The sequence below is a fragment of the Pseudomonas sp. Pc102 genome (genome assembly GCF_018408275.1).
Lineage (GTDB): Bacteria > Pseudomonadota > Gammaproteobacteria > Pseudomonadales > Pseudomonadaceae > Metapseudomonas > Metapseudomonas tohonis.
Map to the genome: position 1 here is coordinate 6044419 of NZ_AP021905.1, position 18992 is coordinate 6063410.

Below are 18992 nucleotides of genomic sequence, written 5' to 3' on the forward strand. Positions count from 1 at the left end.
GCCTGCTGTAACATCGGCCATTCCCGCAGGTCTATCGACCAGCCAGCCACCCTTCGAGGAGAACGCCATGGTCCTGCGCTCGCAGATCCTTGCCCACAAAATCGAGCTGCCCACCGCGGCACAGGCATTGCCCGGCCGCGAATCGCCGATGCCGGTTCCCGATGCCCACTACGTCAATGGCCGCCCCCTGCAGGCGCCCTTCCCCGCCCACCTGCAGCAAGCGGTGTTCGGCCTCGGCTGCTTCTGGGGCGCCGAGCGGCGCTTCTGGCAACAGGAGGGCGTCTGGTCCACCGCAGTCGGCTATGCCGGCGGCCACACCCCGAACCCGACCTACGACGAAGTCTGCTCCGGCCTCACCGGGCACACCGAAGTGGTGCTGGTGGTGTTCGACCCACAGGTGATCAGCTACGAGAAACTGCTCTCGGTGTTCTGGGAAGCCCACAACCCGACCCAGGGCATGCGCCAGGGCAACGACATCGGCACCCAGTACCGCTCGGCCATCTACTGCAGCGACGCCGCCCAGCTGGAAGCCGCCAAGGCCAGCGAAGCACGCTTCCAGGCCGAGCTGAGCAAATCCGGCTTCGGCGCCATCACCACCGAGATCGACGAAGCCCCGACCTTCTACTACGCCGAGGCGTATCACCAGCAGTACCTGGCGAAGAATCCGGGGGGGTATTGCGGGTTGGGGGGACGGGCGTTTGTATGCCGCTTTAGAGCTTGAAGCGGGAAGCTTGAAGCTGGAAGAAAGAGCACCCGCCTGAGGCTTCTGGCTTCCGGCTTCAAGCTTCAAGCTTCAAGCTTCAAGCTTCAAGCTTCAAGCTTCAAGCTTCAAGCTCAACTATCCGCTATCAACCAGTCCAGCCGCCAGCTGCCCTGACTCTGCGCGAGCTTCTCGCTCAGCCAGGGCAGGAGCTGGCGCAGTTCTTCCTCTATCCCCCACGGCGGGTTGGCGATGGCCAGGCCCGAGCCGTTGAGGCCGAGGGCGTTGTCCGCCGGGTGCACCATCAGCTCCACCCGCAGCAGCTTGGGCGCGCCGGAGGCTTCCAGGCCCTGGTAGAAACGCTTGAGCTGGCGCTGGTCCTTGATCGGGTACCAGATCGCGACGACGGTCTGGCGCATGCGGCCGATGGCTTCCTTCAGCGCGGTGACGCAGCGTTCCAGTTCGTCGGCTTTCTCGAAGGGCGGGTCGATCAGCATCAGCGCGCGCTTCTCCGCCGTCGGCAACAGCGCCCGGGGCAGGTGCCAGCCTTCGCCCAGGTGCACGGCGACGCGGCGGTCGCCGGCCATGTTCTCCTTCAGCGCCTGGCCGTCTTCCGGGTGTTTCTCGTTCAGGTGCAGGCGGTCCTGCGGGCGGGTCAGCTGGCGCGCCAGTTCGGGGGAACCCGGGTAATGACGAAGTTCGCCCTCCGGGTTCAGCGCCTGCAGCACGCCGAGGTAGTCCACCATCAGCGCCGGCAGGTCGGGCTGGCCCCAGAGCCGGCCGATGCCCTCCTCCCATTCCCCGGTGCGGCTGGCCTGGTCGCCCGCCAGGTCGTAGAGGCCGACGCCGGCGTGGCTGTCGAGGTAGGCGAAGGGCGCCTCCTTTCGTGAAAGCAGGGCGATCAGGCGGGCCAGGGTCAGGTGTTTGAGCACATCGGCATGGTTGCCGGCATGAAAGGCGTGACGGTAGTTCATGGTGTGGAAATCCTCGCGAGGCGCGCAGTTTAGCAGCCGCGACGCTGGCCGGGTTTTGCCGCTTTATCACCCTTATGGATGTTGCTAGGCGACCTTCATTCACCGATCTAGACTCGGCCGATCCAACCGGAGATCCGACATGTCCGAGACCCTGCTCAGTTCCCGCAACCTGGCCTTCGAACTCTACGAAGTGCTGGACGCCGAAGCCCTGACCCAGCGCGAGCGCTTCGCCGATCACAACCGCGAAACCTTCGACGCCGCCATCGGCACCGCCCGCAGCATCGCCGAGAAATACTTCGCCCCGCACAACCGCAAGGGCGACGAGAACGAGCCGGAATACCACGACGGCGCTGCCGCGCTGATCCCGGAAGTGAAGCCCGCCGTGGACGCCTTCCTCGAGGCCGGCTTCCTCAACGCCACCCGCAGCTTCGAGCAGGGCGGCATGCAGCTGCCCACCCTGCTGTCCCAGGCCTGCTTCGCCCACTTCCAGTCGGCCAACGTCGGCAGCTCCGCCTACCCCTTCCTGACCATGGGCGCGGCCAACCTGATCGAGAGCTTCGGCAACGACGAGCAGAAGCAGCGCTTCCTGCAGCCGATGATCGAGGGCCGCTTCTTCGGCACCATGGCGCTCACCGAGCCCCACGCCGGCTCCTCCCTGTCGGACATCCGCACCCGCGCCGAACCGGCCGGCGACGGCACCTACCGCATCAAGGGCAACAAGATCTTCATCTCCGGCGGCGACCACCCGCTGTCGGACAACATCGTGCACATGGTGCTGGCCAAGCTGCCGGACGCCCCGCCCGGGGTGAAAGGCATCTCGCTGTTCATCGTGCCCAAGTTCCTGGTCAACGACGACGGCTCCCTCGGCAAGCGCAACGACGTGATCCTCGCCGGCCTGTTCCACAAGATGGGCTACCGCGGCACCACCTCCACCGCCTTGAATTTCGGCGACAACGGCGACTGCGTCGGCTACCTGGTGGGCAAGCCCCACGCCGGCCTCTCCTACATGTTCCAGATGATGAACGAGGCCCGCATCGGCGTCGGCATGGGCGCGGTGATGCTCGGCTACGCCGGCTACCTCTACTCCCTGGAATACGCCCGCGAGCGCCCGCAAGGCCGCCTGCCCGATGGCAAGGACCCGACCAGCGCCCAGGTGGCGATCATCGAGCACGCCGATGTGCGCCGCATGCTGCTCACCCAGAAGGCCTACGTGGAAGGCGCCTTCGACCTGGGCCTGTACGCCGCGCGCCTGTTCGACGACACCCAGACCCTCGCCACCGAGGAAGAGCGCAAGCAGGCCCATGAGCTGCTCGACCTGCTCACCCCCATCGTCAAGTCCTGGCCCTCGGAGTTCTGCCTCAAGGCCAACGAGCTGGCGGTGCAGATCCTCGGCGGCCACGGCTACACCCGCGAGTACCCGGTGGAGCAGTACTACCGCGACAACCGCCTCAACCCCATCCACGAAGGCACCCACGGCATCCAGTCGCTGGACCTGCTGGGGCGCAAGGTGGCGCAGAACAACGGCGCCGGCCTCAAGCAGCTGACCCGCCTGATCAACGACACCTGCCGGCGCGCCGCCGCCCACGGCTCCCTCGACGCCCTGCGCCAGCCGCTGGAGCAGGCCGTCGCGCGCCTCTCCGCCGTGACCCTGGCACTGCTCGGCGACCTGATGCAGGGCAAGGTCAACCAGGCCCTGGCCAACTCCGCGCTCTACCTCAATGCCTTCGGCCACGCGGTGATCGGCTGGCGCTGGCTGGAGCAGGCGATCCGCGCCGAGGAAGGCCTGGCCAGCGGCAACCCCGCCGACGCCGACTTCTACAAGGGCAAGCTGCAGGCCGCGCGCTACTTCCTCACCTGGGAAGTGCCGAGCGTCCATCACGCCCTGGCCATCCTCGAGGCCCGCGACGACACCTGCCTGGAGATGCGCGACGCCTGGTTCTGATTCCAACGCTTTCAGGGTTTCCCTGCCCCGCGCACATGCGGGGCTTTTTTTGCCCCGCCGCTGCGCCGACGACGCTGCAAGGTGGAGGCGTCATCCCCGCGAACGGGGGACCCAGTTGCGCGCCCACCGGCACCGCCTCCCCTTCTCTTCGGCAAAGCGGGCTCGGACAACATCCTGACCGCCTGGTCGATTCCGTGAACCGGCGGCTCGGCTTCGTTCGAAAAAACCTGGGGATTTCTACCGATCAGCGCTTGCGGCGCGTTGCGGGTAGCAGGTTAGAATCCGGCTGGCATGCACGCTGCATGCATCCCTCCAGCGTCACCCCCGACATCGTCACCAGGAGCCTCAATACGTGGATGCAGCCACCATCAATAGCCTGTTCCTGATCGGCGCGTTGCTGGTCGGCGCAAGCATTCTGGTGAGCTCGGTTTCCTCGCGCCTGGGCATCCCCATCCTGGTCATCATCCTTGCCGTCGGCATGGTCGCCGGCATCGACGGCCCGGGCGGGATCGGCTTCAGCAACTACCCGCTGGCCTACCTGGTGGGCAACCTGGCGCTGGCCATCATCCTGCTCGACGGCGGCCTGCGCACGCGGGTCTCCAGCTTCCGCGTGGCCTTGTGGCCGGCGCTGTCGCTGGCCACGGTCGGCGTGCTGATCACCACCGGGCTGACCGGCATGGCCGCCGCCTGGCTGTTCGACCTGGACATCATGCAGGGCCTGCTGATCGGTGCCATCGTCGGCTCCACCGACGCCGCGGCGGTGTTCTCCCTGCTCGGCGGCAAGGGCCTCAACGAACGGGTCACCGCCACCCTGGAGATCGAATCCGGCAGCAACGACCCGATGGCGGTGTTCCTCACCGTCACCCTGATCGACATGCTGGCCAAGGGGCAGACCGAGATCAGCCTGTCCTTCCTCGGCCACCTGGTCAGCGAGTTCGGCATCGGCGCGCTCCTCGGCCTCTCCGGTGGCTGGCTGCTGCTGCAACTGATCAACCGCATCAACCTGCCCAACGGCCTCTACCCCCTGCTGGTGGTGAGCGGCGGCCTGCTGGTGTTCGCCCTCACCAACTTCCTGCACGGCAGCGGCATCCTCGCCGCCTACCTCTGCGGCCTGGTGCTGGGCAACCGGCCGATCCGCTCGCGCCACAGCATCCTGCACATGCTCGACGGCATGGCCTGGCTGGCGCAGATCGGCATGTTCCTCGTGCTCGGCCTGCTGGTCACGCCCCACGACCTGCTGCCCATCGCCATCCCTGCCCTGGGCCTGGCGCTGTGGATGATCCTCTTCGCCCGCCCGCTGTCGGTGATGATCGGGCTGATCCCCTTCCGCGCCTTCCACGACCGCGAGAAGGCCTTCATCGCCTGGGTCGGCCTGCGCGGCGCGGTGCCGATCATCCTCGCGGTGTTCCCGATGATGGCCGGCCTGCCCCACTCGCAGCTGTACTTCAACCTGGCCTTCTTCATCGTCCTGGTCTCCCTGCTGCTGCAGGGCGCCAGCCTGCCGCTCGCGGCCAGGCTGCTGCGGGTGACGGTGCCGCCGGAGCCGGCGCCCATCTCCCGCGCCGGGCTGGAGATCCACCCCACCAGCGAATGGGAGCTGTTCGTCTACCGCCTGGGCGCGGAGAAGTGGTGCATCGGCGCCGCCCTGCGCGAGCTGAAGATGCCCGACGGCACCCGCATCGCGGCACTGTTCCGTGGCACCGAGCTGCTGCACCCCTCGGGCAGTACCGTGCTGGAGGCCGGCGACATCCTCTGCGTGATCGGCCATGAGCATGATCTTCCCGCCCTCGGCAAGCTGTTCAGCCAGGCGCCCCAGCGCGGCCTGGACCTGCGCTTCTTCGGCGACTTCGTCCTCGAAGGCGACGCCCAGCTTTCCGCCGTCGCCTCGCTCTACGGCCTGAAGCTGGAGAACGTCGATGGCAGCCAGCCGCTGGGACGCTTCATCTCCCACGAGATCGGCGGCGAGCCCATCGTCGGCGACCAGGTGGAATGGAACGGCCTGACCTGGACCGTGGCCCTGATGGAGGGGAACAAGGTGCGCAAGGTGGGCGTCAAATTCCCCGAAGGTCACGGACGTCCAGGCCCCGGACTGTTCCTCTGAAGGCGCGGCACATCCCAGCACGGGGCCGCGTCCTGACATATCATCAACCGCACTTTTTCCAGAGCCGCCCCACGCGACCATGTCTTTCCTGCGCCCCCTCCTCGCCGCCGCCCTCATCGGCTTCTGCCTCGGTGCCACGCCCGTGCATGCCGCCGAACCTCCGACCAGCGCCAAGGTCCAGCAGAGCCTGGACAACCTCGCCAGCCGCAAGCTGGCGGAAGCCGACCAGAAGGCCGTGCAGCAGGTGCTGGAGCAGACGCTCACGCAACTGAGCAACCAGGCCGACAGCGAGAAGCGCCTGGCCGACCTCAAGCGCCAGCTCAACGATGCCCCACGCCAGATCGCCGACGCCCAGCGTGAATTCACCCGCCTCAAGGCCAGCAAGCCGGTCGATGTCGGCGAGCGCTACGGCAAATCCTCCCTGGCCCAGCTCGACCAGTTGCTCAACCAGCGCAGCAGCCAGCTGGCCGGCTGGCAGAAGGACCTGGCCGAGGCCAACAGCCTGATCATCACCGCACAGACCCGCCCCGAGCGCGCCCAGGCCGAGATCAGCAGCAACCAGGTGCGCACCCAGCAGCTCAGCGCCATCCTCAAGGTCGGCAAGGAGACCGGCAAGGCGCTCACCGACGAGCAGCGCGACCAGTACAACGCCGAGCTGGCCGCCCTCGACGCCCAGACCCAGCTGCGCCGCCAGGAGCTGGCCGGCAACAGCCTGCTGCAGGACCTGGGCAACAGCCGCCGCGACCTGCTGGTCGAGCGCATCCACCGCCTGGAGCAGGAAACCCAGGCCCTGCAGTCGCTGATCAACGACAAGCGCCGGGAAAGCTCCGAGCAGACGGTGGCCGAACTCTCCCGCGAGGCGCAGAACGCCACCCCCGACAGCCTGCTGGCGGCCGAGAGCTCCACCAACCTCAAGCTCTCCGACTACCTGCTGCGCTCCACCGACCGCCTCAACGAGCTGACCCAGCAGAACCTGCAGACCCGCCAGCAACTGGACACCCTCAACCAGGCCGACCAGGCCCTGGAAGAACAGATCAGCGTTCTCAAGGGCAGCCTGCTGCTGTCGAAGATCCTCTACCAGCAGAAGCAGGCCCTGCCGCACCTGAAGCTCGACGGCGACCTGGCCGACGAGATCGCCGACATCCGCCTCTACCAGTTCGAGCTCAGCCAGCAACGCGACAAGCTCAACAACCCCCAGGCCTACGTCGACGACCTGCTCTCGCGCCAGCCCGCCGACCAGGTGACGCCGGAACTGCGCGCCACCCTGCTCGACCTGGCCACCACCCGCACCGAACTGTTCGACCGCCTGAGCCGCGAGCTCAACGCCCTGCTCAACGAGTCCATCACCCTGCAGCTCAACCAGAAGCAGCTGCAGAGCACCTCCCAGGCGCTGCGCGCGACCCTGGAGGAGCAGATGTTCTGGATTCCCAGCAACAAGCCGCTGGACCTCGCCTGGCTGAAGAGCGCGCCGCACTACCTCAAGCGCCAGCTGATGGACGTGCCCTGGGGCTCGGGCGTCGCCGAACTGGGTGAAGGCCTGGTCGACCGCCCCTGGCTGTTCATCCCCCTGCTGCTGATGATCGGCGCGCTGCTGTGGCGCCGCAGCTGGCTCTACGAGAAGCTCACCGAACTGCACCAGGACATTGGCCACTACAAGCGCGACAGCCAGATGCACACGCCCCTGGCGCTGCTGCTGAACATCCTCCTGGCGATGCCGGTGACGCTGTTCCTGGCCCTCTGCGGCCTGGCCCTGCAGATCGACGCCCGCGGCCAGAACGCCACCCTCGGCGCCGCGCTGATGGAGATGGCCCAGGCCTGGCTGGTGTTCTACACCCTCTACCGCATCCTCGCCCCGGGCGGCGTCGCCGAGCTGCACTTCCGCTGGCCGCGCCCGCAGGTGGCGCTGCTGAGCAAGCAGATTCGCCGTCTCGGCATGGTGGTGATGGCCCTGGTGGCCGTGGTCACCGTGGCCGAGCACCAGCCCCAGGCGCTGGCCGAGGACGTCATCGGCATCATCGTCGTCATCACCTGCTACGCCCTGATGGCCCTGGTGCTGAGCAACCTGCTGCTGGCCGAACCGATGCGCGAGCACACCTCGCCCTTCCGCTTCCTCATCGGCCTGGGCTTCACCCTGCTGCCGCTGGTGTTCATCGTCGCCGTCGGCTTCGGCTACTACTACACCTCGCTGAAGCTCACCGACCGCCTGATCAACACCCTCTACCTGCTGATCCTCACCCTGATCATCGAGGCCGCCTTCGTCCGCGGCCTGGCCGTCGCCGCCCGGCGCCTGGCCTACGCCCGCGCGCTGGCCAAGCGCCAGGCGCAGACCAAGGAGAACGCCGAAGGCGAGGAAGTGGCGGTGGAAGAGCCGACCCTGGACATCGAGCAGGTCAACCAGCAGTCCCTGCGCCTGATCCGCCTGGCCCTGCTCGGCGTCTTCATCGCCTCGATGTACCTGGTCTGGGCCGACCTGATCAGCGTCTTCGCCTACCTCGACGAAGTGACGCTCTACCAATACGCCACCGGCACCGGCGCCGCCGCCACCCAGGTGCCCATCAGCCTTCTGGATGTGCTCGGCGCGTTGATCATCGCCGGCATCACCACCGTGCTCGCACGCAACCTGCCGGGCCTGCTGGAAGTGCTGGTGCTCTCGCGCCTGAAACTGGCCCAGGGCAGCGCGTACGCCACCACCACGCTGCTCTCCTATGCCATCGCCGGCATCGGCTTCGTCAGCGCCCTGTCCACCCTCGGGGTCAGCTGGGACAAGCTGCAGTGGCTGGTGGCCGCGCTCTCGGTGGGTATCGGCTTCGGCATGCAGGCGATCTTCGCCAACTTCATCTCCGGCCTGATCCTGCTGTTCGAGCGCCCGGTGCGCATCGGCGACCTGGTGACCATCGGCACCGTCACCGGCACGGTGAACCGGATCCGCATCCGCGCCACCCACATCACCGACAGCGACCGCAAGGAAGTCATCGTCCCCAACCAGACCTTCCTCACCAGCCAGCTGATCAACTGGACGCTGACCGACACCGTCACCCGCATCGTGCTGGTCTACAACGTCAACCGCGGCGCCGACCTGGAACTGGTGCGCAAGCTGCTGCTGCAAGCCACCCAGGAGAACACCCGCGTGCTGCGCGACCCGGCCCCCAACGTCCAGCTGAAGACCTACGGCGCCACCACCCTGGAACACGAACTGAAGATCTACGTGCGCGAACTGGGCGACCGGGGCCTGGCCACCGACGAGCTGAACCGGCGCATCGACCAGCTGTTCCAGGAGCACGGCATCAACATCTCCTCGGTGCCGAAGATGGACGTCATCCTCAGCCGCAAGAGCGTCGAGCACGCACCCGCCGAGGAACAGGCGGCCGACGCCGCCGAAGAGCGCGCCAAGTAAGCCACCGCCACGCGGGGACCACCCATCCCCGCGATTTCCCCCGGCCCCGGCCGCGTGACAAGCTGAGCCCATGAAAAGACTCGACGACCTGCAGTTCGACAACCGCTTCGCCCGCCTGGGCGATGCCTTCTCCACCGAAGTCCTGCCCGACCCGCTGGACGACCCGCACCTGGTGGTGGCGAGCCCGGCGGCCATGGCCCTGCTCGACCTCGACCCGGCGCAGGCCGAGGAGCCCGTGTTCGCCGAGCTGTTCGCCGGGCATACGCTCTGGTCCGACGCCGCCCCGCGCGCCATGGTCTATTCCGGGCACCAGTTCGGCAGCTACAACCCGCGCCTGGGCGATGGCCGCGGCCTGTTGCTGGGCGAGGTGGTCAACCAGGCCGGCGAGCACTGGGACCTGCACCTCAAGGGCGCCGGCCAGACCCCCTACTCGCGCATGGGCGACGGCCGTGCGGTGCTGCGCAGCTCGATCCGCGAGTTCCTCGCCAGCGAGCACCTGCACGCCCTGGGCATCCCCAGCAGCCGCGCACTGTGCGTCACCGGCTCCAGCACCCCGGTGTACCGCGAGAAGAAGGAGACCGGCGCCATGGTCCTGCGCCTGGCGCCGAGCCACGTGCGCTTCGGCCACTTCGAGTACTTCTACTACACCCGCCAGCACGAGCAGTTGAAGACCCTCGGCGAGCACGTCCTGGCCTGCCACTTCCCCGCGTGCCTGGAAGCCGAGGAGCCCTGGCTGGCGATGTTCCTCGAAATCATCGAGCGCAACGCCGGGATGATCGCCCGCTGGCAGGCCTACGGCTTCTGCCACGGGGTGATGAACACCGACAACATGTCGATCCTCGGCATCACCTTCGACTACGGCCCCTACGCCTTCCTCGACGATTTCGACGCCAACCACATCTGCAACCACTCCGACGACAGCGGGCGCTACAGCTTCAGCAACCAGGTGCCCATCGCCCACTGGAACCTCGCCGCCCTGGCCCAGGCGCTGACGCCCCACATCACCGTGGAGGCCCTGCGCGAGGCGCTGGAGCTGTTCCTGCCGCTGTACCAGGCGGCCTGGCTGGACCTGATGCGCCGCCGCCTGGGCTTCACCCGCGCCGAAGAGGGCGACGAGGCCCTGGTGCAGCGCCTGCTGCAACTGATGCAGACCAGCGCGGTGGACTACACGCTGTTCTTCCGCCGCCTGGGCGAGACCGCGCCCGAACAGGCGGTGGCGGTGCTGCGCGACGAGTTCGTCGACCTCGCCGGCTTCGATGCCTGGGCCGCGCAGTACGTGGAGCGCGCCACGCGCGAAGGCGCCGACCAGGACGCCCGCCGCCAGCGCATGCACGCGGTGAACCCGAAGTACATCCTGCGCAACTACCTGGCCCAGCGCGCCATCGAGGCCGCCGAGCAGGGCGACTTCGGCGAGGTGCGCCAGCTGCACGCCGTGCTCGCCCGCCCCTTCGACGAGCAGCCCGGCATGGAGCGCTATGCCGAGCGGCCACCGGAGTGGGGCAAGCACCTGGAGATCAGCTGCTCCTCCTGACCCCAGCGCGCGGCGAGGCCCTCAGCGCGCCAGCCCCTCCACCCGCTCCAGCCGCTGCAGCAGGTAGGGGAAGAAGGGATTGGACGTCGCCCGTTGCAGGGCGTCCATGTTCATCACCAGCACCCCGCGCTCCCCCCGCAGCGACAGGTTGCCCAGGTGGATGCCGAAGTCGTCCGCCGCATCGGGGTGGCGGCCGTAGAGCCCATCGCTGTCCGGGAACGGCAGCGCCACGTGGGACAGCGAGAACAGCTCGCGCGGGAAGGCCATGTCCAGGGGCCGGACCCACTCCTCGCGGCCACCGGCCTCGATCACCCGCTCGACCACCTCCCGGCTGCTCGCCGTGGCGTTGGTGATCACCGCCGTGCGGTAGGCACGCGGTGGCGGCGGCAACAGCCGCGCCAGCGCCAGGCTGGCGTCCGGGCGCAGCAGCGGGCCGAAGTCCACCGAGCGGTTGATGTCGAACAGCACCAGCTCGCTGCCGTTGTCCGGCACCAGGCGATAGAGCGACTCCACCACCGCCGAGGTGCTCACGGTCGCATCCACCACCGACTGGAAGGTCAGCAGCGGCGGCAGGCCCCGCAACCCGTCGCGCCGCGAGGCGCTCAGCAGTTGCTCCTGCAGCGCGGCGGTGAGCTGGTAGGACTGGCGCGCGCCGTTGACCGGGAAGGAGTTGTACTTGAAGGGGTTGTACTCGGGCAGCAGGTCGAGCCAGGCGGCCTTGGCGAAGGCCGGGAACACGGCGGGCAGGCCCGCCAGCCCGGCGAAACGCGCGTAGCCGGCGACCCCCAGCATGGGCGAGAGCAGCACCAGGCGCTCGGCGCGTGGCAGGGACGGGTCCTCCAGCGCATCCAGCGAATACTTCAACGCCAGCGCACCGCCGTTGGAGTAGCCCACCAGCCGCAGCGGCCGCTGTGCCCCCACGAGCCGCCGGGCCTCGCGCATCGCCAGGCGGGTGGCGGCCAGCCACTGCTCCCAGCTCACATCCGTCAGCGCCGCCGGCACCGTACCGTGCCCGGGCAGGCGCAGGCCGAGCACCACGAAGCCCGCCTGGCGATAACGCAGCGCCAGGTGGCGCAGGCTGTAGGGCGAATCGGTGAGGCCGTGCAGCATCACCACCGCGCCCACCGGCTCGCCCTCGGGGCGCAGCACATAGGAGCGGTTCCAGTCCTGGCTGAAACGGCCGGGGTACAGCGGGCTCCCCGGGAAATAGCGGTTGGCCGGCACCTGCTCCTCGGCTTCCAGCTGCTCGCTGACCTGTTCACGCACTTGCGCGAAGACGCGCGCCTCGGCGTTCATCCAGGCGCTCCAGTCGGCCTGGTCCAGCTCGCGCTCGTCGAGCTCCTCCGGCACGAACCTGTGCCAGGGCTCGAGTGACGGCTCGCCCTGGATGTCCAGCACCCGCACGGCGAAGACCAGCGACATCGCCAAGGCCAGCAGCAGCGCGCCCCGGCCCGCCCAACGGATGATCCCGGTCCGCATCGTTCCCGCTCCGTCATGCCCCATGGTTCAGCCTTCGGCCAGCATCCAGCGCAGGCCCATGCGTACGTGCTGCTCGGTGCTGTCCACCAGGGGCAGCGGCGAGTCGCAGCCCTCCAGCAGCAGGCCGATCTCGGTGCAGCCGAGGATCGCCGCCTGGGCACCCGCGGCTTGCAGCTGGCGCAACTGGTCGAGGTAGAACGCCCGTGCCTCGGGGAGGAAGCGGCCCAGGCACAGCTCCTGGAAGATCACCCGGTCGATCTCCGCCATCGCCGCGGCGTCGGGCACCTGCACCTGGATGCCGAAACGCTCGTCCAGGCGCCGCCGGTAGAAATCCTCCTGCATGGTGAAGCGCGTGCCGAGCAGCGCCGCCCGCTCGCAGCCCAGCGCCTGCAGGGCCTCGCCCACGCCATCGCCGATATGCAGCAGGGGGATGTCCACCGCCGCCTCGATCGCCGCCGCGACCTTGTGCATGGTGTTGGTGGCCAGCAGCAGAGCACCGGCGCCGGCCCGCGCCAATCCTTGCGCAGCGGCGGCCAACTGGAGCCCGGCCTCGTCCCAGCCGCCGGACTTCTGCAGCGCGGCGATGCCGGCGAAATCCACCGAATGCAGCAGCAACGGAGCCGAATGCAGGCCGCCGAGCTGGTCACGCACGCCCTCGTTGAGCAGCCGGTAATAGCTCAGGGTCGACTCCCAGCTCATGCCGCCCAGTACACCCAATGTCCTCATCGCCACCTCTGCGCCAAAAGCTCAAAGCCTAGCCCAGCCTCAGAGGGCGCCGGGCATACAGTTGCCGGGCAATCGGTGCGTACAGCCCCACGCGCCGAGCGCCATCCCGCGCCGCTTCCATCCAACGAAAATGGAATATGAACCTGCGGAAATCTTCTTAGACTCTCTAAGCAAAGGCGCTTATCTTCGCCGCCTGCTTATTCCGGCCTGTTCTACCACCCACTGTCAGGCGCCGTACCCCGCATGAAGATCCGCAACCTCGACCTCAGCCAGAGCCCGATCAACACCGAGCACGAGGCCCTGGGCATTCCTCCCGTCGAGGATTTCGTCAGCCACCCCGACAACCACCCGGTGCTGCGCGCCGCGATGTGGGCGGCCGTGCTGATCTTGGTGAGCCTGCTGGGCTTCCTCGCCTGGCGCCTGTTCTTCGGCGACCACGGCGGCGCCACCGGCCTCGACATCATCGAGCGCACCCTGAGCAGCCCGACCTTCTGGAGCGCCGTGGCCGTGGGTTTCCTCGCCCAGGTGGTAGATGGCGCGCTGGGCATGGCCTACGGCATCACCGCGACCACCTTCCTGCTCACCGCAGGCGCCTCGCCAGCAGCGGCCAGCGCCAGCGTGCACATCGCCGAAGTCTTCACCACCGGCCTCTCCGGCATCTCCCACGTAAAGCTGGGCAACGTCAACAAGTCCCTGTTCCTGCGCCTGCTGCTGCCGGGCATCATCGGCGCCGTGCTCGGTGCGGTGCTGATCACCACCTTCGACGGCGCCGCGCTCAAGCCCTTCATCTCCGCCTACCTGCTGCTGATGGGCCTGTACATCCTCAGCAAGGCCTACCGCCACGTGGCCCAGCGCCGCGCGCCGAAACACGTGGCCAAGCTGGCGCTGTTCGGTGGCTTCGTCGATGCCGCCGGCGGCGGTGGCTGGGGCCCGGTGGTCACCAGCAGCCTGCTGGGCTCGGGCAGCGACCCGCGCACCACCATCGGCTCGGTGAACTTCGCCGAGTTCTTCCTGACCATCTCCAGCGCCACCTCCTTCATCCTCCTGGCGGGCGAGCTGAACACCTGGATGCTGGTGGCCGGCCTGGTCTTCGGCGGCCTGTTCGCCGCGCCCTTCGCCGCCATGCTGTGCAAGAAGCTGCCGGCACGCACCCTGCTGACCCTGGTGGGCACCCTGATCACCCTGATCAGCGCCTTCAACATCTACATGGCCCTGCGCTGATCGGCCGGTTCTAGCCACCTAACTTTTCGGTCTAGCCACGCGCCTGCACGATTGCTTCAGGTCATTGACCTGGGCCCTTCCGCTTTCACATGCTGCGCTCCTCAATCAGCCCCGAAGGAACGCAGCCACGATGAAACCGGAAACCCTCGCCATCCACGCCGGCTACAGCCCCGATCCGACCACGCGTGCGGTGGCGGTACCGATCTACCAGACCACCTCCTACGCCTTCGACGACACCCAGCACGGCGCCGACCTGTTCGACCTCAAGGTCGCCGGCAACATCTACACCCGCATCATGAACCCCACCAACGACGTGCTGGAGAAGCGCGTCGCCGCGCTGGAAGGCGGCGTCGGCGCCCTGGCCGTGGCCTCCGGCATGGCCGCCATCACCTACGCCATCCAGACCGTCGCCGAGGCCGGCGACAACATCGTCTCGGTGGCCAAGCTCTACGGCGGCACCTACAACCTGTTCGCCCACACCCTGCCGCGCTCCGGCATCCAGGTGCGCTTCGCCGCCCATGACGACATCGCTGCCCTGGAAGCGCTGATCGACGAGCGCACCAAGGCCGTGTTCTGCGAATCCATCGGCAACCCGGCCGGCAACATCATCGACCTCGCCGCCCTGGCCGCCGCCGCCCACCGCCATGGCGTGCCGCTGATCGTCGACAACACCGTCGCCACGCCCATTCTCTGCCGCCCCTTCGAGCATGGCGCCGACATCGTCGTGCACTCGCTGACCAAGTACATCGGCGGTCACGGCAACAGCATCGGCGGCATCGTCGTCGACTCCGGGAAGTTCCCCTGGGCCGAGCACAAGGCACGCTTCCCGCTGCTCAACACCCCGGACGCCTCCTACCACGGCGTGACCTACACCGAAGCCTTCGGCCCCGCCGCCTTCATCGGCCGCTGCCGCGTGGTGCCGCTGCGCAACATGGGCGCGGCGCTGTCGCCGTTCAACGCCTTCCTCATCCTCCAGGGGCTGGAGACGCTGGCCCTGCGCATGGAGCGCCACACCGAGAACGCGCTGAAGGTCGCCCACTTCCTCCAGGCCCACCCCCAGGTGGCCTGGGTGAAATACGCCGGCCTGCCGGACCACCCCGAGCACGAGCTGGCCCAGCGCTACACCGGCGGCAAGCCGGCGGCGATCCTCTCCTTCGGCATCGTCGGCGGCGCCGAGGCGGGTGCACGCTTCATCGATGCGTTGAAGCTGGTGGTGCGCCTGGTGAACATCGGCGACGCCAAGTCCCTGGCCTGCCACCCGGCGTCCACCACCCACCGCCAGCTCAACGACGAGGAACTGGAGAAGGCCGGCGTACCGCGCGACATGGTGCGCCTGTCCATCGGCATCGAGCACATCGACGACATCCTCGCCGACCTCAGCCAGTCCCTCGAGGCCGCGCGGGGCTGATGCACAGGGCTTGATATTCGGCCGGTCGGCTCCAGATCAGGGAAACCTGATCCGGAGCCGACCATGACCGACCCCCTGATGATTCCCTGCGCCCACTGCGCCGGCCTCAACCGCATCCCCGCCAACCGCCTGGGCGACTCGCCCCGCTGCGGCCACTGCAAGGCCGCCGTGCTGCCGGCCAACCCCTTCGACCTCAGCGAAGCCACCTTCGCCAAGCAACTGCGCGGCGACCTGCCGCTGCTGGTGGACGTCTGGGCCGACTGGTGCGGCCCGTGCAAGGCCTTCGCCCCCACCTACCAGCAAGCCGCCGCCCAGCTCCAGGGCCGCTGCCGCCTGGGCAAGCTGGACAGCGAAGCCAACCGCCAACTGGCCGGGCAGCTCAACATCCGCTCCATCCCCACCCTGATCCTGTTCAAGGGCGGCGTCGAAATCGCCCGCCAGAGCGGCGCCCTGCCCCTGCCGCAGCTGCTGGGCTGGCTGAAGAGCCAGGGCATCTAGAACGCCGGGCGGGCTCGGCTCCGGCTAGCCTTGCCCGGCGTACATCTCGTTCAGCGCCCGCTGCATCTCCTCGGCGGAGACCTGCCGCTGGTGGGTGGAGACGGTCCAGGTGTTGCCGAACGGGTCGATGACCCGACCTTCCCGCGAGCCGAAGAACATATCGGCCACCGGGCTCAGCTCCCGGGCGCCCTCGCGTATCGCCCGCGCGAAGGTCGCATCCGAGTCCGGCACGTAGATCTGCGCCAGCAAGGGCTGCTCCGGCCAGCCGTCCATCGCCTCCCCCAGGTTCACCCGCGAGTCGCCGAACCTCAGTTCGCAATGCACCACCTTGCCGTCCGGCGTCGTCAGGCGCAGCAGCTCCTCGGCGTCGAACACCGCCTGGTAGAACCTGACGGCGCTGGCCAGGTCGCTGACGATGCTGTTCGGTGTGATGGTGTTGAATCCCTGGGGCTTGAAGGTGGCGTTCATGGGCTTTCCCTGCTGGTTCGAGCGAGCGCGACATGCGCAGGCCATTTACTACCCTAGGCAATGAAGCGCGTCCGTTACAGGCTCGACCTCTCGGTGAAAGTCCCACCCAATGGCCGGGTCCTGATCGTTTCGGTCACCCGTGCTGGCCGTCCCGGTCATTGCCGGCGGCACGCATCCGGCTAGGCTCCAGGCATTCGCCCCGCCGGAGATCGTCATGCAATTCAGCGAAGAGATGGCCCGCCACTTCACCGAGGACAAGATCGCCTTCGTCCGCCGCATGGGGCTCAAGGCCGTGACCCTGGAACCGGGCCATGTGAAGCTGCTGGTGCCCCTGGCCGGCAACGAGAACCACATCGGCACCATGTACGCCGGTGCCCTGTTCACCCTGGCGGAGATTCCCGGCGGCGCGCTGTTCATCACCAGCTTCGACACCCGCCGCTTCTACCCCATCATCAAGGACATGAGCCTGCGCTTCCGCCGCCCGGCCAAGGGCGACATCAGCGTCGAGGCGCGCATCGGCGCCGAGGAGATCGAGCGCATCCAGGCCGAGGCGAGTGCCAACGGCAAGGCCGACTACCTCCTGGAGCTGGACCTGGTGGACGCCACTGGCGAGGTGGTGGCGCAGAGCCGCGGGCTTTACCAGCTGCGCGCCCACTGAGCCCGGGGGCGGATTGCCCTGGATCAAGTTGCCGCGCGGCGAATTGCCCCAGAGTGGCGCCTCACCCGGAGGTGCCATCCATGTTCAGCCATATCCTCATCGCCCATGACCTGAGCCGCGAGGCCGACCTCGCCCTGCAACGCGCCGTGGACCTCGCGCGCCAGTACGACGCCCGCCTGACCCTGCTGCACGTGCTCGAAGACCACCTGCCCAATGCGCTCCAGGAAAACCTGCGCGAAGGCGCCCAGCGCCTGTTCCAGCAGCGCCTGGAACAACTCGGCGCACCGCCCACCCAGGTGCTGCTGCGCAAGGGCCGCCCGGCGCTGCAGATTCTCGAAGAGGTGGAAGAAAGCAAGGCCGACCTGCTGGTGATCGGCAACCACCACCACAACGCACCGGAGCTGTTCATCGGCACCACGCTGGAGCGTGTCGCCCGGCACATCGACATCCCCTTGCTGCTGGCGGTGGGCGAGAGGCCCGCCCCCTATCGCAAGGGCTTCACCGCGCTGGACTTCTCCCTCTGCGCCTGCGACGCCCTGCGCAGCGCCTGCAGCCTGCTGACCGCCGAAGGCCACCTGCAGGCCGTGAACGTGATGGAGGTGACCGGCCGCCTGCTGGCCAAGGCAGGCAGCGCCGGCGAATACCTCAAGACCCAGCGCGAGCTGCTGGAGCAATTGCTGAAGGATGAACTGGGCAACGTGAAGGCCGCCCCGACGATCAGCCTGGAGGTCACCCACGGCACCCTGCCACGCGCCCTGGACGAGGCCATCGCCGCGACCCAGCCGCAGTTCGTCACCCTCGGCAGCCACGGCCGCAGCATGATCTCCCAGGCGCTACTGGGCAGCCTGGCGCTGTACTATCTGCAGCGCCCGCCCTGTGATGTGTTGGTGGTGAAGTAGGAGGCCAAGCGGCAAGCGGCAAGTTTCAAGCTGCAAGCCGCAAGTGGAAGCTGGAAGCTGGAAGCTGGAAGCTGGAAGCTGGAAGCTGGAAGCCACAAGTTCAGGCTTCAGGCTTCAGGCTTCAAGCAGATTGTGCAGCTCGATGAATTGCTGGGTCAGCTTGTGGCTGCGGTCCAGATAGATCAGCGGGGTGCATGCCTGGTGGGACTCGCGCATCTTCACCGAGCTCATCAGGTTCACCGGCAGCACCGGCAAGCCCTCGGCGATCAACTCGTCCAGCAACTGCTGGGGCAGGCTGGCGCGGGGCTGGAACTGGTTGACCACGATGCCTTCGACCTCCAGGCCGTCGTTGTGGTCTTCCTTCAGCTCCTCGATCTCGGCCAGCAGGCCGTAGAGTGCATTGCGCGAGAAACTGTCGCAATCGAAGGGTATCAACACGCGATCGGCCGCGATCAGCGCCGAAACCGTATAGAAATTCAAGGCCGGCGGCGTATCCAGGTAGATACGGTCGTAATCCTCGGCCAGCTCGTCCAGCAGTTTCGCCAGCTTGTTGATCTTGTGCTTGGCCTCGAGCTTGGGCTGCAGGTCGGCCAACTCCGCCGTGGCGGTGATCACATGCAGGTTGTCGAAGGGGGTCTCGTAGATATCGACCTTGCCCTTCTTGCCGAAGGGGCCGGAAGAGAGGGTCTGCTTGAAGAAATCGGCGATCCCCATGGGGATGTCCTCGCCGGTGAGGCCCGTCAGGTAGTGGGTGGAGTTGGCCTGTGTGTCGAGGTCGATCAGCAGCGTGCGATAACCCTCCGAGGCACTGACCGCCGCCAAGTTGCAGGCGATGCTCGACTTGCCTACGCCGCCCTTCTGATTGAACACCACTCGCCGCATCGCACACCTCCCGGATCCCTTGGATAGCCCCGGATTCTATGCAAAGCCCGTGACAAGGGCGAGCACTGCCTGGGCTTTCTTACCGGCGGGAATTTATGTGCCTTACATCTG

At 67.6% G+C, this 18992-nt stretch carries 14 protein-coding genes and 1 pseudogene; 10 read left to right on the forward strand and 5 right to left on the reverse strand.

All coding sequences use genetic code 11. The annotated features are described in order from the left end of the window. The first annotated feature begins 67 nt into the window (after positions 1 to 67). Positions 68 to 714 (forward strand): annotated as a pseudogene (msrA, locus tag PHLH3_RS27570) (peptide-methionine (S)-S-oxide reductase MsrA). A 120-nt stretch (positions 715 to 834) separates the two neighbouring features. Here msrA and PHLH3_RS27575 read toward each other — a convergent pair. Continuing rightward, the gene (locus PHLH3_RS27575; protein WP_213626674.1) at positions 835 to 1674 is read right to left on the reverse strand and encodes a 23S rRNA (adenine(2030)-N(6))-methyltransferase RlmJ; all 840 of its coding nucleotides are present in this window, start codon (positions 1672 to 1674) and stop codon (positions 835 to 837) included. Positions 1675 to 1813: 139 nt separating this feature from the next. Here PHLH3_RS27575 and PHLH3_RS27580 point away from each other — a divergent pair, with 139 nt between their 5' ends. The 4 genes from PHLH3_RS27580 (at position 1814) to selO (ending at position 10642) form a co-directional block, all read left to right on the forward strand. After that, positions 1814 to 3616, forward strand: a complete 1803-nt coding sequence (locus PHLH3_RS27580; RefSeq protein ID WP_213626676.1) for an acyl-CoA dehydrogenase — start codon at positions 1814 to 1816, stop codon at positions 3614 to 3616. Between the two features lie 352 nt (positions 3617 to 3968). Beyond that, positions 3969 to 5717 carry a potassium/proton antiporter gene (locus PHLH3_RS27585; RefSeq protein WP_213626678.1) on the forward strand — a complete coding sequence of 583 codons (1749 nt, stop codon included), beginning with the start codon at positions 3969 to 3971 and terminating at the stop codon, positions 5715 to 5717. Between the two features lie 79 nt (positions 5718 to 5796). Then, entirely contained in the window at positions 5797 to 9111 is a 3315-nt protein-coding gene (gene mscK / locus PHLH3_RS27590) for a mechanosensitive channel MscK (RefSeq protein ID WP_213626680.1), read from the forward strand. Positions 9112 to 9181: 70 nt separating this feature from the next. Next, the gene (gene selO, locus PHLH3_RS27595; RefSeq protein ID WP_213626682.1) at positions 9182 to 10642 is read left to right on the forward strand and encodes a protein adenylyltransferase SelO; all 1461 of its coding nucleotides are present in this window, start codon (positions 9182 to 9184) and stop codon (positions 10640 to 10642) included. A gap of 21 nt (positions 10643 to 10663) precedes the next feature. Here the strand turns inward: selO and PHLH3_RS27600 are convergent, their stop codons facing one another. Further along, positions 10664 to 12121 (reverse strand): alpha/beta hydrolase, encoded by a 1458-nt coding sequence (locus PHLH3_RS27600; RefSeq protein ID WP_213626684.1) that lies wholly within the window; start codon positions 12119 to 12121, stop codon positions 10664 to 10666. A 27-nt stretch (positions 12122 to 12148) separates the two neighbouring features. After that, positions 12149 to 12847 (reverse strand): amino acid racemase, encoded by a 699-nt coding sequence (locus tag PHLH3_RS27605; protein ID WP_213626686.1) that lies wholly within the window; start codon positions 12845 to 12847, stop codon positions 12149 to 12151. A gap of 243 nt (positions 12848 to 13090) precedes the next feature. On the opposite strand from PHLH3_RS27605, the gene PHLH3_RS27610 reads away from it, so the two are divergent. The 3 genes from PHLH3_RS27610 to trxC all read left to right on the forward strand — a co-directional run bounded on the left by PHLH3_RS27610 (position 13091) and on the right by trxC (position 15974). Continuing rightward, on the forward strand, positions 13091 to 14068 hold the full coding sequence (locus tag PHLH3_RS27610; protein WP_173171238.1) for a sulfite exporter TauE/SafE family protein: 978 nt from the start codon (positions 13091 to 13093) through the stop codon (positions 14066 to 14068). 130 nt (positions 14069 to 14198) lie between these two features. Next, positions 14199 to 15476, forward strand: a complete 1278-nt coding sequence (locus PHLH3_RS27615) for a bifunctional O-acetylhomoserine aminocarboxypropyltransferase/cysteine synthase (RefSeq protein WP_213626688.1) — start codon at positions 14199 to 14201, stop codon at positions 15474 to 15476. Between the two features lie 63 nt (positions 15477 to 15539). Continuing rightward, positions 15540 to 15974 carry a thioredoxin TrxC gene (gene trxC / locus PHLH3_RS27620; protein ID WP_213626689.1) on the forward strand — a complete coding sequence of 145 codons (435 nt, stop codon included), beginning with the start codon at positions 15540 to 15542 and terminating at the stop codon, positions 15972 to 15974. 24 nt (positions 15975 to 15998) lie between these two features. On the opposite strand, the gene PHLH3_RS27625 is transcribed toward trxC, so the two are convergent. Then, the gene (locus PHLH3_RS27625) at positions 15999 to 16442 is read right to left on the reverse strand and encodes a VOC family protein (protein ID WP_213626691.1); all 444 of its coding nucleotides are present in this window, start codon (positions 16440 to 16442) and stop codon (positions 15999 to 16001) included. 214 nt (positions 16443 to 16656) lie between these two features. Between PHLH3_RS27625 and PHLH3_RS27630 the strand changes: the two genes are divergently transcribed. After that, complete coding sequence (locus PHLH3_RS27630; RefSeq protein WP_173171232.1) at positions 16657 to 17100, forward strand: YiiD C-terminal domain-containing protein; 444 nt, start codon at positions 16657 to 16659, stop codon at positions 17098 to 17100. A gap of 80 nt (positions 17101 to 17180) precedes the next feature. Further along, positions 17181 to 17999 (forward strand): universal stress protein, encoded by an 819-nt coding sequence (locus PHLH3_RS27635; protein WP_213626694.1) that lies wholly within the window; start codon positions 17181 to 17183, stop codon positions 17997 to 17999. A 114-nt stretch (positions 18000 to 18113) separates the two neighbouring features. Here PHLH3_RS27635 and PHLH3_RS27640 read toward each other — a convergent pair whose 3' ends face one another. Then, positions 18114 to 18881, reverse strand: a complete 768-nt coding sequence (locus PHLH3_RS27640) for a ParA family protein (protein WP_213626696.1) — start codon at positions 18879 to 18881, stop codon at positions 18114 to 18116. Positions 18882 to 18992: the final 111 nt, after the last annotated feature.